The sequence below is a fragment of the Pseudomonas sp. Irchel 3H9 genome, assembly GCF_900187495.1.
Classification (GTDB): Bacteria; Pseudomonadota; Gammaproteobacteria; order Pseudomonadales; family Pseudomonadaceae; genus Aquipseudomonas; species Aquipseudomonas sivasensis.
The window spans coordinates 1,007,718-1,024,420 of record NZ_FYDK01000001.1; the positions used below are offsets into that span (position 1 = coordinate 1,007,718).

General features: G+C 58.3%; 14 protein-coding genes. 12 read left to right on the top strand and 2 right to left on the bottom strand.

Annotated features, from left to right (window positions below; genetic code table 11):
- The first annotated feature begins 1 nt into the window (after position 1).
- The 7 genes from CKW32_RS04820 to CKW32_RS04855 all read left to right on the top strand — a co-directional run bounded on the left by CKW32_RS04820 (position 2) and on the right by CKW32_RS04855 (position 7,398).
- Positions 2-769 carry a glycosyltransferase family 2 protein gene (locus tag CKW32_RS04820; protein ID WP_095184330.1) on the top strand — a complete coding sequence of 256 codons (768 nt, stop codon included), beginning with the start codon at positions 2-4 and terminating at the stop codon, positions 767-769.
- Positions 769-1,734, top strand: coding sequence for an SDR family oxidoreductase (locus CKW32_RS04825; protein WP_095184202.1), 966 nt, complete (start codon positions 769-771; stop codon positions 1,732-1,734). The genes CKW32_RS04820 and CKW32_RS04825 overlap by 1 nt, the downstream gene beginning before the upstream one ends.
- On the top strand, positions 1,731-2,756 hold the full coding sequence (locus CKW32_RS04830) for a glycosyltransferase family 4 protein (protein ID WP_095184203.1): 1,026 nt from the start codon (positions 1,731-1,733) through the stop codon (positions 2,754-2,756). The genes CKW32_RS04825 and CKW32_RS04830 overlap by 4 nt, the downstream gene beginning before the upstream one ends.
- A 92-nt stretch (positions 2,757-2,848) precedes the next feature.
- On the top strand, positions 2,849-4,843 hold the full coding sequence (locus CKW32_RS04835; protein ID WP_095184204.1) for a nucleoside-diphosphate sugar epimerase/dehydratase: 1,995 nt from the start codon (positions 2,849-2,851) through the stop codon (positions 4,841-4,843).
- A 111-nt stretch (positions 4,844-4,954) separates the two neighbouring features.
- Positions 4,955-5,287, top strand: coding sequence for a helix-hairpin-helix domain-containing protein (locus tag CKW32_RS04840; RefSeq protein ID WP_032888945.1), 333 nt, complete (start codon positions 4,955-4,957; stop codon positions 5,285-5,287).
- Between the two features lie 602 nt (positions 5,288-5,889).
- Complete coding sequence (locus CKW32_RS04850; protein ID WP_095184205.1) at positions 5,890-6,534, top strand: GntR family transcriptional regulator; 645 nt, start codon at positions 5,890-5,892, stop codon at positions 6,532-6,534.
- 15 nt (positions 6,535-6,549) lie between these two features.
- Positions 6,550-7,398 (top strand): DUF1989 domain-containing protein, encoded by an 849-nt coding sequence (locus CKW32_RS04855; protein WP_095184206.1) that lies wholly within the window; start codon positions 6,550-6,552, stop codon positions 7,396-7,398.
- Between the two features lie 6 nt (positions 7,399-7,404).
- Here CKW32_RS04855 and CKW32_RS04860 read toward each other — a convergent pair whose 3' ends face one another.
- Positions 7,405-7,572, bottom strand: a complete 168-nt coding sequence (locus CKW32_RS04860; RefSeq protein WP_081797766.1) for a DUF2897 family protein — start codon at positions 7,570-7,572, stop codon at positions 7,405-7,407.
- Positions 7,573-7,683: 111 nt separating this feature from the next.
- Positions 7,684-9,048 carry an ethanolamine permease gene (eat, locus tag CKW32_RS04865; protein ID WP_095184207.1) on the bottom strand — a complete coding sequence of 455 codons (1,365 nt, stop codon included), beginning with the start codon at positions 9,046-9,048 and terminating at the stop codon, positions 7,684-7,686.
- 409 nt (positions 9,049-9,457) lie between these two features.
- On the opposite strand from eat, the gene kdpF reads away from it, so the two are divergent.
- From kdpF to CKW32_RS04890, 5 genes are all read left to right on the top strand, one after another.
- Positions 9,458-9,547 carry a K(+)-transporting ATPase subunit F gene (kdpF, locus tag CKW32_RS04870; RefSeq protein WP_003218754.1) on the top strand — a complete coding sequence of 30 codons (90 nt, stop codon included), beginning with the start codon at positions 9,458-9,460 and terminating at the stop codon, positions 9,545-9,547.
- Positions 9,548-9,556: 9 nt separating this feature from the next.
- Positions 9,557-11,251, top strand: a complete 1,695-nt coding sequence (kdpA, locus tag CKW32_RS04875) for a potassium-transporting ATPase subunit KdpA (protein ID WP_032888953.1) — start codon at positions 9,557-9,559, stop codon at positions 11,249-11,251.
- A 14-nt stretch (positions 11,252-11,265) separates the two neighbouring features.
- Entirely contained in the window at positions 11,266-13,323 is a 2,058-nt protein-coding gene (gene kdpB / locus CKW32_RS04880; protein ID WP_177326448.1) for a potassium-transporting ATPase subunit KdpB, read from the top strand.
- 97 nt (positions 13,324-13,420) lie between these two features.
- Positions 13,421-13,966, top strand: coding sequence for a potassium-transporting ATPase subunit KdpC (gene kdpC / locus CKW32_RS04885; protein ID WP_095184208.1), 546 nt, complete (start codon positions 13,421-13,423; stop codon positions 13,964-13,966).
- Between the two features lie 57 nt (positions 13,967-14,023).
- A complete protein-coding gene (locus CKW32_RS04890) occupies positions 14,024-16,675 on the top strand; it encodes a sensor histidine kinase KdpD (protein ID WP_095184209.1) in 2,652 nt (883 codons plus the stop codon).
- The last annotated feature ends 28 nt before the right edge of the window (positions 16,676-16,703 follow it).

The window sequence follows — 16,703 nt, forward strand, 5'->3', positions numbered from 1 at the left end:
GTTGAAAATTTCGATTATCACGGTCTCCTACAACAGCGAAAAAACGATCAGGGATACTATTGAGTCCGTATTGGCTCAGACGTATTTGAATATCGAATATATAGTTATAGATGGTGGTTCCAAGGACAATACGATGGGTATTGTTGGTGAATATGCTGCGTCTATCGCAACCATCGTGAGTGAGCCGGATCGTGGCATATACGACGCTATGAACAAAGGTATCGCGTTGGCCACGGGTGATGTTATCGGCATTCTCAACTCCGACGATTTCTATGAAAGTCCTACATCGTTAGAGAGCGTTGCAGCCGCGTTTCGTCTGAATCCAGAAAGTGCGCTCGTCTTTGGTGATGTTGTTTTTGTAAATCCTGAGGACTTGCAGCGGGTCACGCGTGTCTATAGCGCTTCACATTTTCGCTCGTGGAAGCTGCGGTTTGGGTGGATGCCTCCCCATCCAGGTACATTTGTACGCAAAGAGGCTTACGCCGACGTTGGTGCTTATTCCATGTTGTACGCCATCTCCGCAGATTACGAGATGTTTGTTCGCCTGCTCCTGATTAAAAAACTCAGATTTTCGCATATTGATAAGGTCCTGGTTCGCATGCGCTCGGGCGGCGTCAGTACCTCCGGTATAAAAAGTAGTCTGAAACTAAATCGGGAAATTGTTCTGGCGTGCAAGCGTAATGGGATATACACCAACTTGCTTATGGTGCTGAGTAAAATTCCATTCAAATTGCTGGAATACCTAAAGCGCTCGGGGACAAAGAACTGATGGACCATATCTTTATTACCGGAGCTACCGGTTTTTTGGGTAAAGATCTGATCCGCCGTTTGCAATCAGATAAGAAGTATCGCCTGTCTGCCTCCGTGCGTACCGCCGCGACAAGGTTAGATAGCGACGTTTCGGCCCATGTCATGGGCGATATTGATTCGACGACCGCGTGGGGGCAGGCATTGGCGGGTGTGGATGTTGTTGTCCACTGCGCTGCTCGTGTGCACATAACGACCGACGATTCTGCTGATCCGCTACAAGCTTTTCGTGACATCAATGTTAAAGCTACCTTGCACCTGGCAAGGGAGGCCGCCGCCGCCGGCGTTCGCCGTTTTGTCTTTATCAGTTCGATCAAGGTCAACGGTGAAGGGTCGCCGGCTGGCACGCCGTTCTGCGCCGATGATGAGCCGAACCCGGCTGACGCGTATGGCCTGTCTAAATGGGAAGCCGAAAAGGGGCTTCTACAACTCGCTGAGGCCGTCGAGATGGATATCGTCATCATCCGGCCAGTGCTTATCTATGGCCCCGGAGTAAAAGCAAACTTTTTGAACATGATGCGTTTTCTGTCCAAGGGAATCCCGTTGCCTTTGGGCGCCATACATAACAAACGCAGCCTTGTCGCGCTTGAAAACGTATCGGATCTGATTGTTACTTGCCTGGATCACCCTGCTGCCAGCAATCAAGTCTTTCTCGTCAGTGACGGTGAAGACCTTTCTACGACTGAACTATTGCGCAGGTTGGCACATGCATTACACGCACCCGCCCGCTTGATTCCCATTTCTTCGCGCTTTTTGACGTTCGTCGCTAAGCTATTCCGCATGTCGGGGCTCTCTCAGCGCCTGTGCGGAACGCTGCAGGTCGATATTCGCAAGACCCGCTCGCTGTTGGGGTGGGCACCTCGTGTCAGCGTTGATCAAGCTCTGAATGGTGCAGCTCGACATTATCTGGATACGAATAAACGATGAATTTTCTCTGGTTGCTCCCTGTCCTGGCGGGCATTTCCCTTCTGTTGACGTGGCAGCTGCGCCGTTATGCATTGTCAGCAAGCTTGATCGATACTCCGAACGCCCGTAGCTCACATTCAGTACCCACGCCCAGAGGCGGTGGCGTCGCGATTGTGATCAGCTTTCTCGCTGCTGTGCCTGTGCTCGCTTTTGCGGACCTTATTCCCTGGTCATGGGCGTGGGGCATGTTGGGGGCAGGCCTGGGCGTTGCCGTTCTGGGGTTCATGGATGACCACGGGCATATCGCAGCGCGCTGGCGCTTGCTTGGCCATTTCCTTGCAGCGGTATGGGTATTGTTTTTCCTTCAAGGCCTGGCGCCGCTAAAGATCTTCGGGCATTTGATTGACCTGGGTTGGCTAGGCAACTTCCTGGCTGTGCTTTATTTGGTGTGGTTACTAAATCTCTACAACTTCATGGACGGTATCGATGGTATTGCAAGCATCGAGGCGTTGTGTGCTTGCCTGGGAATGTGTGTCGTTTATGGCGTGGCGGGGCATGCACAACTGGTCTGGACGCCGCTGGTGTTCAGCATGGCGGTAGTAGGTTTTTTGTATTGGAACTTCCCTCCTGCGCGAATCTTCATGGGCGATGCAGGGAGTGGTTTTATCGGCATCATACTGGGGGCGTTTTCTTTACAGGCGTGTCTTATATCGCCTCAGTTGTTCTGGGCATGGCTGATAATGCTGGGTGTGTTTATTGTCGATGCTACCTTTACGTTGATACGTCGGCTGTTGCGTGGGGACAAGGTTTACGAAGCGCATCGCAGTCACGCCTATCAGTTTGCTTCCCGGCAGATCGGCAGGCACCGGCCGGTCACGCTGGCTGTTGCGTGTATTAATATTTTCTGGCTCCTTCCGGTGGCCCTGGCTGTAGTGCTGCTTGATTTAGATGGGGTTCTAGGCTTGGTTGTTGGCTATGCACCGTTGGTCTGGTTGGCAATAAAGTTTAATGCGGGCTCTTTAGAGCCAGCCAATACGCCCTGATTGTCATTAAGGCGCAGATGCGAATTAAGGTAGTCTGATAGTGAGGCCACCCCTGCCTTTTTTTCAGGCAGATGTAACTTTGGAGAGTAAGGATGGATCGGCTGCGCACGCTGCTACTTGGCCTACCAAGGCGTTATAAGCGCGTTCTACAGGTGCTGACTGACATCGTTGTGGTGTGGGCCGCGTTGTGGATGGCTTTTGTCGTGCGCCTGGGCATCGACGAGATGATCAATCCGGTTAGACAGCATTTATGGCTTTTCATTGCTGCACCTATCGTTGCCATTCCCTTGTTTGTGCGATTCGGTATGTACCGGGCGGTTATGCGTTATTTTGGTAATGATGCGCTGATCGCGATCATCAAAGCAGTCAGCCTGTCATCGTTGATCCTGGCGCTGGTGGTTTACTGGTATAGCAACCATCAGAACGTCGTCCCGCGTTCGATTGTTTTCAATTATTGGTGGCTAAGCCTGATCATGATTGGCGGCCTGCGCCTGGGGATGCGTCAATATTTCCTTGGGGATTGGTTCACCGCCACCCAGCATGTGCCGTTTACAAATCGTGATGACGGCTTGATCAAAGTCGCTATCTACGGTGCTGGGTCTGCCGGTAACCAATTGGTCGCCGCATTGCGCATGGGGCGTGTCATGCGTCCTGTGGCGTTTATCGACGACGATCCCGGGATTTCTGATCGTGTTATCTCGGGTTTGCATGTTTATAAACCCCGGCATATTCAACAAATGATCGACGCGACAGGTGTTCAGGAAATTCTCTTGGCCATCCCCTCGTCCAATCGTGGTCGGCGGCGTGAAATCCTGTCGTTTCTTGAAGGTTTCCCTCTGCACGTTCGCAGTGTTCCCGGCTTCATGGATCTGGCCAGCGGACGCGTCAAGGTCGACGATATCCAGGAGGTCGATATTGCAGACTTGCTAGGACGTGATGCAATCCCAGCCCAAGGCGAACTGCTTGAACACTGTATTAAAAGTCAGGTTGTACTGGTTACGGGTGCAGGTGGGTCGATTGGTTCAGAACTCTGCCGGCAGATTATATCCCTCAAACCTACGACGTTATTATTGTTCGACCATAGCGAATTTAACCTGTACACCATTTTGTCTGAGTTGGAGCAACGTATTACTCGCGAATCTTTGCCGGTAAAACTTTTGCCGATACTCGGTTCAGTACGTAACCAAGGCAAGTTGCTCGATGTTATGAAAACCTGGCATGTAGACACTGTCTATCATGCAGCTGCTTACAAGCATGTGCCGATGGTAGAGCACAATATCGCTGAAGGCGTGTTGAACAATGTCATTGGCACGCTCAATACGGCGCAAGCTGCACTTCAGTCTGGTGTGGCCAACTTTGTATTGATTTCGACTGACAAGGCCGTACGTCCAACTAACATCATGGGGAGCACCAAACGGCTGGCGGAATTGACGCTGCAAGCCCTGAGTCGAGAACTCGCCCCGGTATTGTTCGGCGATAAGGCGAATATCTCCCGCGTCAACAAAACCCGCTTCACTATGGTTCGCTTCGGCAACGTGCTGGGCTCCTCGGGCTCAGTCATTCCGTTGTTTCACAAACAGATCAAATCCGGTGGTCCCCTGACGGTTACCCATCCGAAAATCACGCGGTATTTCATGACGATCCCGGAGGCGGCCCAACTGGTCATTCAAGCTGGGTCCATGGGGCAGGGTGGGGATGTATTCGTGTTGGACATGGGCGAGCCGGTGAAAATTGTCGAGCTCGCAAAAAAGATGGTGCATCTATCCGGGCTCAGTGTGCGTTCTGACGAGAACCCTCAAGGTGACATCTCGATCGAGTTCACCGGCCTGCGCCCCGGCGAAAAGCTTTACGAAGAGTTACTGATCGGCGACAACGTGGTCGCCACTCAACACCCCATGATCATGAGCGCCAACGAAGATCATCTGTCTTGGGAAGTGCTTAAAGGCAAGCTCTCGGACTTATTGACTGCCGTGGATCAAGACGACTACGCCCGCGTCCGTCAACTCCTGCGCGATACGGTCAGCGGCTACTCCCCAGATGGAGAGATCGTCGATTGGATTTACCAGCAACGCCGTCTGGAGCCTTGATTTAATACTCTGTTACTCAACCGTTTTTGACGAATTTCCAACATCACCTACGTTTGAAAAGCAGCTTCGGAAAAGCTGCTTTTCTTTCAACGATGTCATGGAGCGTCACCAATGCAGAACACCTACATCTCTTCGCTGATTTTCGCCGTTCTTACAACCCTCTCCGTCGCCAGCACCGCAGCCCCTTCCATCAAGCCTGAAGCCCCAACCCCTATCAGCGCGCAGATGGCCAAGGCCGAGCAATCCGCCAAGGTCAACCTTAACGCCGCAGACGCCGAGACCCTGCGTCGGGATCTGTTCGGTATTGGCGCTGCCAAAGCCAAGGCAATCATCGCCTACCGCGAAAGCAATGGCCCATTCACGGCGGTGGATGAGTTGCTGGAAGTGAAGGGTATAGGCAAGGCGCTGTTGGAGAAGAACCGCGACAGGCTGGTGATCAACTAAGCTCCAAGGGGCCGGTCATTGATCGGCCTCTTTCTTCTGTGAGTTCCGCGCTTCACGTTCCCCCGCACCACGTCTATGTTCCACCTCAGCAATTGCGGGTCTTCGACACTCCTGGCAAGGACTTATGCGCCTACCAGTGTCGACATCTTCCCCAGCCTCTCTGCGCCGCAACACCCATCTCCCAGCGCCGTTTCAATTTGCTCAAGTCTTACGTCGATAGGGTTCGTTATCGCACTGGGCTGGTCGCTCAGATCTATCTCGGAAAACATTGTTGGCAGCGGGAAGCCGTGGTCCGGGGGAGGACATGTGCCGTTCCAACAGGTAGTTGTCGACAAATGCATCCAGCGGTCTTTGCTGACTGAACAGGTTGTCGCGATGGGCGTCCAGGTCCGCAGCTGATCTGTGAAGGCCGGGCGCTTCCTTGATGATGCATGGGTGAGTTTGGGTTTTGTGGTGTTGTAAATAACGTGTAAGGCGGGCCCAGCCACGGGCTGGCATTTTAACCAACCTTAACTTTTTATACCCAGATCGCCCGTTCTGGAGGTTGGCATGAAACGTGATTACCTCCAGACAGAAGATTGTTCAACAATCATGAGGCGATGATGACACCCAATATGTCTTTAGCAGACCAGATTGCTTTGGAGCTGCGTGCCGACATCATCAGCGGGCGGTTATTGCCGGGTATGGCCCTGGTCGAGGCGGATTTGGTCACGGCCTACAGTGCGTCGCGCAATACGATTCGCGAAGCCCTCCACCGTTTGGGGCAGGAGGGCTTGACCCGTTATGTGCGCAACAAGGGTGTGATGGTCCGGCGATTGGAGCGGGAGGAAGTTCGCGATCTGTTTGTTGTCCGCCGCACACTGGAATTGCAGGCCATCGCACAAAGCAAAGCGTTGACGGACGATCAATCTGAACGCATGCAAAACGCCATCGACGCCACCACCCTGGCCCGTGAGCGCGAAGATTGGCGTGCTGTGGCCACCCACAGTTTGTTGTTCCATCAGCACATCGTCGGGTTGATGCGCAGCCCCTTGTTCGATGAGTTTTTCGCCCGGGTCATCGCCCAGCTACGCCTCGTGTTTTGTGCGGCGCCCGATGAGCAGCGTTTTCAGTCACCTTGGCTTGAGCGTGACCGCGAGATTTACGCGTTATTGGTCCAGGCGAATAAACACGCGGCAGGGGAGGCGATGAGCCTGTACCTGGAAGATTCCGAACGCCTGTCGTTGGCGTTGTTTACCCACCCCTGATCGAGGATGTGCACCATGTACAAAGATTATCCGGCCGCTTATCAGGTCAGCAAAGGCTCGGCGCTGCAAGTCGACACGGCGTTTTACGAGCGCATTCGTGACCGGGCGGATCAACGCACCTTGATCGAACAGTTTGAGGTGCCTATTCGAACAGGCAGGGCCTGGAAGGTACCGGCGGGGCATGTGTTTCGTGTTACTACGCCAGTGGGCCCGCAGGTGGGTGACTTTAATGTCTGGAACGCCCACGACCCGCGGGAACGTCTTTGGGCGGCGCGCACCCGCCAATTGCAGGGCGCCCATGTCAGCACCCATGACCGATTGTGGTCGAACCTGCCGTTTCTGCGACCGTTGGTGACCATCACCGATGACAGCCTGGCCAGTTATGGTATCGACGAGCACGGCGGGCGCCTCCACGACTTACTCGGCACGCGCTGCGATCCCTACGTGAACCGGATGCTGACCGGTGAGGATTTCCATCACCACTGCCATTCGAACCTCACTCGCGCGGTGCTGCCCCACGGTCTTACGGAATTCGACGTGCATGACGTGTTGAATATTTTCCAGTGCACCGGCCTGAATCACGACGACATGTACTTCATGAAGGCGTGTCCGGCGCAGAAGGGTGATTACCTGGAGTTCTTTGCCGAGATTGATTTGCTGTGTGCACTGTCGACCTGCCCGGGTGGAGATCTGTCGCTGCCGATGTGGGGGCCGGACGCACAGGATCCGCTGACGGTATGTCGTCCGCTGGGCGTAGAGATCTACAAGTTGGAGGATCAATTGCTGAGCGGCTGGAGCCAGCCGGAGCGTGCTGCCTACAAGGGGCAGCACGGGTTGCATATTGCCAAGGCGGATTGGGAGTAAGCCTAACTAGCGATCCTGCGAATCCTTGGCGTCCGCCTGGGCGTTGCGTTCGGCCACGCGTTTGCGTTGCTCGTCGGTGAGTTCCACCTTGTTGGCGCTGTCTCGCAGCATCATCAGCCCACCGACGATCGACCCAATCGCGACCACCATAATCAACCACGCATACCACGGCATAAGGCTCTCCTTGAGGCAGATTGCTGTGGGAGAATTTTCCCACGGTAATAACTGCTTTGAGTTACGGGCTTTCTGAGTAGTTCAGTGTAAGCCCGTTCTGCCTCGTAAACCTTAGAGCCCAGTCAACATTGCGTCCGCTGGCGCATCGGCACGGTCTTGTGCGGTCAGTTGGAAGTAGATGAAACCTACCGCCATAAAGCCCAGGAAGATCAAGCCGATGAGTGTGTTGAACCACGCCATGGCCACCAGGCACACCACCGCCAGCACCAACGCAATGCCTGGCACGATCGGGTAACCCGGCGCGCGGAAGGTGCGTTCCAGCAGCGGTTCGGTTTTACGCAGTTTGAATAGGCTGAGCATGCTCATGATGTACATGACGATGGCGCCGAAAACCGCCATGGTGATCATCGCTGCAGTCAGAGTCATGCCGCCCAGGTTGATCAGACCGTCGCTGTAGATGGCGGCGATGCCGACCACACCGCCGGCGATTATGGCCCGGTGCGGTGTCTGAAAACGCGACAGTTTGGCGAGGAAAGACGGTAAGTAACCGGCGCGGGCCAGGGCGAAGAACTGGCGCGAGTAGCCCAGGATAATGCCGTGGAAGCTCGCTACCAGGCCAAACAGGCCGATCCACACTAACATGTGCAACCAGCCGGAGCTTTCGCCCACCACGGTTTTCATGGCCTGCGGCAGCGGGTCGTTGATGTTCGACAGGGTGCGCCAGTCACCCACGCCGCCGGCAAAGAACATCACGCCCATGGCCAGGATCACCAAGGTCAGGATGCCGCTGATGTAGGCCTTCGGAATGGTGCGCTTCGGATCCTTCGCTTCTTCAGCCGCCATGGCTGCGCCTTCGATGGCAAGGAAGAACCAGATCGCAAACGGAATTGCGGCAAACATCCCGGCAATCGCTGGGGCGCCAAAGGTATCGGAACCGGCCCATCCATTCAGGGCGAAATTACTGAAGCTGAATGCCGGGGCGACCACGCCCATAAATACCAGCAGCTCTGCGACGGCGAGCACGCACACCACCAGTTCAAAGGTCGCGGCGAGTTTCACGCCAAGGATGTTCAGGCCCATGAACACGATATAGGCACCGACGGCAGCGTGCTTCGGGTCCAGCGCAGGGAACTGCACATTCAGATAAGCGCCGATGGCCAAGGCAATGGCAGGCGGCGCGAAGACAAATTCGATCAGGGTGGCAAGACCGGCGATTAAACCGCCTTTCTCCCCAAATGCACGACGGCTGTAGGCAAACGGTCCGCCAGCATGGGGAATCGCGGTGGTCAGCTCGGTGAAACTGAAGATAAAGCAGGTGTACATTGCGGCGACCATCAACGAGGTCACCAGGAAGCCCAAGGTTCCGGCCACGCCCCAGCCATAGCTCCAGCCGAAGTATTCACCGGAGATCACCAGCCCGACGGCAATGCCCCATAAATGCAGGGTGCCTAGGGTGGGTTTGAGTTGTGTGTTCATGTGCTGCTCCCTGAACGGTTTGGAATGATTCAAGGTGTTGCAGCGGCCATGCCAGCTTGAGAATCATTGTCGTAAAGGCGCGCAACTGTCGTCTGGGGGATGGTTTGGCGTTTGAAATTTGCCGGTGTCGCACCAGATAGGTGCGGCGGTGACGGTGCCGACGCTATCGGGAGCAAGCCCCTCCCACAGGTTGACTGGCGCTCGGCATGACAACTCGGTCAAGTGTGGGAGGGGGCTTGCTCCCGATAACGCCTGCCCAGACGCTGGAAACCCGCAGTGTAAACCCCGCATAAAGCCACTCTTTACGCCTTCTTTACGCCCCGCCCGCACCCTCGCACTCGTTCCTTTACGCCACTCCTGCGGACAATTGCCCCACACGCGGCACTCGCCGCTGAACGGAGAGACTTCCATGAGTGTTCTGGACGGAGTGTCACTGCTATTGGCCGTGGCGCTGTTTATTTATCTGCTGGTTGCGCTGTTACGCGCGGATCGGAACTAGGAGCTGGCCATGCACAGTTATGACTATTGGCTGATCATCGCCTTCTTTGCCGTGGTATTGGTGCCGGCACCGTTCCTGGGGCGGTTCTACTACAAGGTGATGGAAGGCCAGCGCACGTGGCTGAGCCCGGTGCTCGGGCCTGTCGAAAAAGCCTGTTATCGCCTGTCGGGTGTCGACGCGCAGCAGGAGCAGAGCTGGCAGAAGTACATGCTGGCGTTGCTCGCATTCAACCTCGCGGGTTTCCTGCTGTTGTTCGCGATCCTGATGTTCCAGGACTATCTCCCGCTCAATCCGCAGAAATTGCCGGGGCAGGAGTGGACGCTGGCCTTCAACACTGCGGTCAGTTTCATGACCAACACCAACTGGCAGTCCTACAGCGGTGAGGCGTCACTGAGCTACCTCAGCCAGATGGCTGGCCTGACGGTGCAGAACTTCGTCAGTGCGGCCACTGGACTGGCGGTCCTGGTCGCTTTGTGCCGTGGGATCGGTCGCAAATCTGCCCAGACATTGGGGAATTTCTGGGTCGATATGACCCGCGCTACCCTCTACGGCCTGTTGCCGTTGTGCCTGGTGCTGGCGTTGTTCCTGGTGTGGCAGGGCGTGCCGCAGACGTTCGCCCATTACGTTGATGCCGTGACGATGCAAGGCGTGGATCAGGTGATCCCCCTGGGCCCGGCGGCCAGCCAGATTGCGATCAAGCAATTGGGCACCAACGGCGGTGGTTTTTTCGGCGTCAACTCGGCGCATCCCTTTGAAGACCCGACTGCCTGGGCCAACCTGTTTGAGGTGGCGTCCATCATCCTGATCCCGGTGGCGTTGGTATTCACCTTCGGTCATTACGTCAAAGACCTGCGCCAAAGCCGCGCCATTCTTGGCTGCATGCTGGCGCTGTTCCTGATCGGCGGCGCGACTTCACTGTGGTCCGAGTATCAGCCCAATCCGACCCTGAACAACCCGGCCGTAGAGCAAACCGCGCCGCTGGAAGGCAAGGAAGCGCGCTTCGGCACCACTGGCACGGTGCTGTGGTCAGTGACCACCACCGCGGCGTCCAACGGTTCGGTCAACGGCATGCAGGACAGCCTCAGCCCCCTCAGCGGGATGGTGGCGCTGGTCAACATGATGGTCGGCGAAGTGATCTTTGGCGGCGTCGGCGCCGGTATGTACGGGATGTTGCTTAACGTGTTGATCGCGGTGTTCCTGGCTGGCCTGATGATCGGCCGTACGCCGGAATACCTGGGCAAGAAACTCCAGGCCAAGGAAGTACAGTTGCTCGTCGTGACCTTGCTGGTGATGCCAGTCGGCGTGCTCGTGCTCGGCGCCATTGCCGCCAGCCTGCCAGGCCCGGCCGGCGCTATCAGTAACCCTGGTCCCCATGGCTTCAGCCAGTTGCTTTATGCCTACACCTCCGCCAGTGCCAACAACGGCTCTGCGTTTGGCGGCTTCAGTGCCAACACGCCGTTCCATAACCTGATGCTCGGCCTGGGCATGCTGATCGGTCGCTTTGGCTACATCCTGCCGGTACTGGCCCTGGCCGGCAGCCTGGCGATGAAAAAGAGCGCACCGATTGGCCAGAACAGCTTCCCCACCCACGGCCCGCTGTTCGTGACTCTGTTGACCGTAACCATCTTGCTGGTGGGCGGCCTGACTTTCCTGCCGACGCTGGCGCTGGGTCCTATCGCTGAACACTTGAGCATGGGCTTCTGAGAAGGGATATGAACATGAATATGCCTGCAAAAAACGCGGCCCCGGTCAAACCCCAGGAGCCTGCCAAAACCGCTATCTCTGCTCTGTGGCGCCCGGCGCTGGTCCAGGCGTTCGTCAAACTGGACCCGCGCGAACTGAAACGCTCGCCGGTGATGCTGGTGGTCGAACTGACTGCGATCCTCACCACGGTGCTGTGCTTCGTACCCGACACTTCCGTGCCGACCTTCGTTGCCGTGCAGATCGCCGTGTGGTTGTGGTTCACCGTGCTGTTCGCCAACTTCGCCGAAGCCTTGGCCGAAGGGCGAGGCAAGGCTCGCGCCGACAGCCTCAAGGCAGGCAGTGAAGGTCTGAGTGCTCGGCGCAAGGAAGCCGATGGCAGCTTCAAGGTCGTGCCGGCCACCAGCCTGCGTAAGGGTGATGTGGTGCGGGTTGCCGCAGGGGAAATGATCCCCGGTGACGGCGAGGTGATCGAAGGCATCGCGGCGGTTAACGAAGCGGCGATCACTGGCGAATCCGCCCCGGTGATCCGTGAGTCTGGCGGCGACCGCTCGGCCGTTACCGGCAACACCCGGCTGGTCTCGGACTGGCTGATGATCCGCATCACCGCCAACCCTGGTGAGTCTACCCTGGACCGCATGATTGCCTTGGTAGAAGGTGCCAAGCGCCAGAAGACCCCCAATGAAGTCGCGCTGGATATCCTGCTGATCGGCCTGACGCTGATCTTCCTGCTGGTGGTCGTAACGTTGCAGCCGTTCGCCCACTTCGCCAATGGCAGCTTGCCTTTGGTGTTTCTGGTCGCACTGCTTGTGACGCTGATTCCTACGACCATTGGCGGCTTGTTGTCGGCCATCGGCATTGCCGGCATGGACCGCCTGGTACGCCTCAATGTGATCGCCAAGTCCGGCCGCGCGGTGGAAGCCGCCGGGGACGTACATGTGTTGCTGTTGGACAAGACCGGCACCATCACCTTTGGTAATCGCCGGTGTGCAGCGGTGGTCGCGGCGCCCGGGGTCAGCGGCCGCGAGGTGGCCGAAGGCGCGCTGTTCGCGTCCCTGGCGGACGACACGGCGGAAGGCAAATCCATCGTTGAATACCTGCGCGCCTTGCACCCTCAGGCCGAGCCTTCCCAGGACGAGTTGACCGCCGTGCCGTTCAGCGCTGAAACCCGCTTGTCCGGCGTTGACTACCAGGGCCGCGTGTACCGCAAAGGCGCGGTGGATTCGCTGCTGGCATTTATCGGCCAGCAGCGTCAGGACCTTGCACCTGCGCTGTCGCGGGAAATCGACAAGATCGCCCAGAGCGGCGGCACGCCTTTGCTGGTGTGCGCCGATGGCAAGCTGCTTGGTGCGATTCATTTGAAGGACGTGGTCAAGCCCGGCATCCGCGAACGTTTCGCCGAGCTGCGCAAACTGGGCATCCGCACCGTGATGGTCACTGGCGACAACCCGCTGACGGCTGCTGCGATTGCCGCTGAGGCGGGCGTGGATGACGTGCTGGCCGAAGCCACGCCAGAGAAGAAACTCGCACGTATCCGTCATGAGCAGAACGACGGGCGCCTGGTGGCAATGTGCGGCGACGGCGCCAACGACGCCCCGGCACTGGCGCAGGCCGACGTGGGCATGGCGATGAACGACGGCACTCAAGCCGCCCGTGAGGCCGCCAACATGGTCGACCTCGACAGCGACCCTACCAAGCTGCTGGACGTGGTGCAGATCGGCAAGGAATTGCTGGTGACCCGTGGCGCGCTGACCACCTTTTCAATCGCCAACGATGTGGCCAAATACTTTGCGATTCTGCCGGCGCTGTTTGCCTCGATCTATCCGCAACTCGGCGTGCTCAACGTCATGCACTTGCAGAGTCCGCAGAGCGCGATCCTGTCGGCCATTGTGTTTAACGCGTTGATCATCGTGGTGTTGATCCCGTTGGCATTGCGCGGTGTGCGCGTGCAGGCGGCGAGTGCAGCGGCGTTGCTGCGGCGCAACCTGTTGATCTATGGCTTGGGTGGGTTGTTGGTGCCGTTCGTGGGTATCAAGGCCATCGACATGCTGTTGACCGCCCTGCACCTCGTATAAGCCAGACCTTGTAGTGAGCGGGCTTGCCCCGCGCAGGGCTGCGAAGCAGCCCCACTGCGACCAAGGTCGCTGTATCCAACGAATTGAGGAACCTGAAATGTCCAACATCATCCGTCCAGCCCTGAGCCTTTTAGTGCTCATGACCCTGATCACCGGCGTCGCCTACCCATTGGTGGTGACCGGCGTCGCCCAGGTGGCATTCCCCGATCAGGCCAACGGCAGCCTGGTACGCGACGCCGATGGTAAGGTGCGCGGGTCCAGCCTGATCGCCCAGGATTTTACCGGCGACAGCTGGTTTCACCCGCGTCCATCGGCGGGCGCCTTTGCGACGGTGTCCAGCAGCGCCAGTAACCTTGGCCCGAGTAACCCAGCGTTAGCCACCCGCGTATTCGATGACGCAAATAAACAGCTGGTGCCAGGTCAGGGCCCGGTACCTTTGGCCTCGCTGACTACCTCTGGCAGCGGTCTTGATCCACACTTGCCACCCCAGGCGATTGCCTATCAACTGGTGCGGGTAGCGGCGGCGCGGAATGTGCCGGTGTCGACCTTGCAACGGCTGTTGGATGAGCACATCGAAAGCCCATTGGTGGGGCCACCGGTAGTGAATGTACTGGCGCTGAACATGGCGCTGGAAAAACTCTGATCCCACAGTTGATCTTCACTTGCCCGATTACATCATCACCTGAAGGACACTGCCCGCATGAGCGACTCCGGCCGCGCCGATGCCCTGCTAGCTGATCTACCCCGTAATGGTCGTGGCCGGCTCAAAGTCTTCCTCGGTGCCGCACCCGGCGTAGGCAAGACCTACGCCATGCTGCAGGCGGCCCACACCCAACTGCGCCAAGGCGTCAAGTTGGTCGCCGGTGTGGTGGAAACCCACGGCCGCGCCGAGACCGAAGCCTTGCTCGCCGGCCTGCCACAGCAACCGTTGCTGCGCAGCGAATATCGCGGTGTGATGCTCGAAGAAATGGACCTCGACGGCCTGCTCGCCGCCAAGCCCAAGCTGGTGCTGGTGGACGAACTGGCCCACAGCAACGCGCCCGGCAGCCGCCATGAAAAGCGCTGGCAAGATATTCAGGAACTGCTCGCTGCGGGCATCAACGTGTTTACCACGGTCAACGTTCAGCACTTGGAAAGCCTCAACGACCAAGTGCGCGGGATCACCGGCGTGCAGGTGCGTGAAACGCTGCCGGACTGGGTACTGCAAGAAGCCGACGAACTGCTGCTGATCGACTTGCCATCCCGCGAGCTGCTGGAGCGCCTGCGCGACGGCAAAGTCTATGTTCCGGAACAGGCCCGTGCGGCCATCGATGCGTTTTTCACCCAGACCAACCTGATGGCCCTGCGCGAGCTGGCGATGCAGACGGCCGCAGCCCATGTCGACGACGACTTGGCCCAGGGCTATCGCCAGCTCGGCCAGGCCGCGCCGGCGGTGCGCGGCCGCTTGTTGGTGGGTGTGGATGGCGACGCGCAGGCCGAACGCCTGGTGCGGCATGCCAGTCGTGTGGCGCAGCGTCGACATTTGCCGTGGAGCCTGGTGCATATCGATAACGGCCGGGCACGGGATGAGCAGTCGCGTCTGCGCCTGCAAAACGCCCAGCAATTGGCCGAACGTCTCGGCGGGGAAGTCGTGTTGCTGCGGGCGGGGGAGGTGGCCAAAACCTTGATCCAGCACGCCGCCGAACGCCGCGCCAGCCTGGTGCTGGTGGGACAGTCACGGATGCGCTGGCGCCGTCGTTTATTCGGTGGAGGCCTGGCGGCGCGTCTGCTGCGCAATGCGCGCGGCTTGGAAATCAACGTGCTCGACAGTGACGATACTCCCGCGGCGCCGCGCTTGCCGCAGGTCCGCGGGCTGGTGTGGTTCGACTACTTTTTGGCGGTGGTGGCGACGGTGATTGCTGCCGGCGTGGCCTGGGCGGTGTCCAGTGTGTTGCCGTTGCCGAATATCTCGCTGGTGTTTCTTGCTGCCGTATTGCTGGTCGCGGTGCGCAGTAGCCTGGGGCCGTCCCTGGTCTGCGCGGCTTTATCATTTCTGACCTACGACTTCCTGTTTATTCCGCCGAATTTTTCCTTCTCCATCCAGCGTGAAGAAGATGTGCTGACCCTGCTGTTCTTCCTGCTGATGGCAGCGCTCACCGGCAACCTCGCGGCGCGTCAGCGTCGACAATTGCAGGCGTTGCGCGATACCCAGGAGGAAACCAGCGAGCTGCTTGACCTGTCACGCAAACTCACCGCCGCCACTGACCGCCAGGCCGTGGTCAGCGCGGCGGCCCATCACCTTGAAGGTTGGAACGACCTGGACCTGTGCCTGGTCAATCGCGATGGACAGGGTGGTTGGAAGATCGAAACCGGCGGCCCGCTGACCTTCAGCGAAGCCGAACGCGCCGCCGCCGATTGGGCCTGGCAACATGACCAACCCGCGGGCATGGGCACCGGCACGTTGCCGTTTGGGCGCTGGTGGTGGTGGCCGTTGTCGGGCGAGGAAGGTCCGCTGGGCTTGCTCGGTGTCAGTGCCAAACCGGGCCAGGCGTTGAGCGGTCAGCGCCGCCGCTTGCTTACTGCTCTGAGTCAGCCTCTGGCCCAGGCCCTGGCCCGTGCGCAGTTGGCGCAGGAGCTAGAATCCGCACGCCTGCACGGCGAAACCGAGCAACTGCGCAGTGCCTTGCTTGCGTCGGTGTCTCACGATTTGCGTACGCCGCTGACGTCCATGCGCGGCAGTATCGACAGCCTGCTGGCGTTGGGTGAAGCCATTCCCCTGGAGGACCGTCGCGAATTACTGGAAGGCACGCGTGATGAGGCCGAGCGCCTCGATCGCTATATCCAGAACCTGTTGGACATGACTCGCTTGGGCCATGGCGCTCTCAAGCTGGCGCGTGATTGGGTGTCGCCGGGCGATATCGTCGGCAGCGCCCTTGGCCGTTTGCGTGCGGTACTGGCGCCATTGCAGGTGAGCACCGAGGTGCCGCCTGAGCTGCCGTTGCTGTATGTGCATGCGGCGCTGATCGAACAGGCGCTGGTCAATGTGCTGGAGAACGCCGCACGCTTTTCACCCCCTCAGGGACGTTTGCAATTGAGTGCCGGCGTGTCGGATAAGCAACTGTTTTTCGCGGTAGCCGATGAGGGGCCGGGCATCCCCGAGGATGAGCGCGCGAAGATTTTCGATATGTTCTACACCGCTGCGCGCGGTGATCGGGGCGGGCAGGGCACCGGCCTGGGTTTGGCGATCTGCCAGGGGATGGTTGGGGCGCACGGTGGGCATATCAGCGTGGCCGATGGCATTGAAGGACGCGGCACCTGCATCACCTTGTTCCTTCCATTGCCTGCACAGCCTGGCCTGGAGCCTGAGTCGTGAGCTACCCTCTTTTCTCCACGGATTTTGA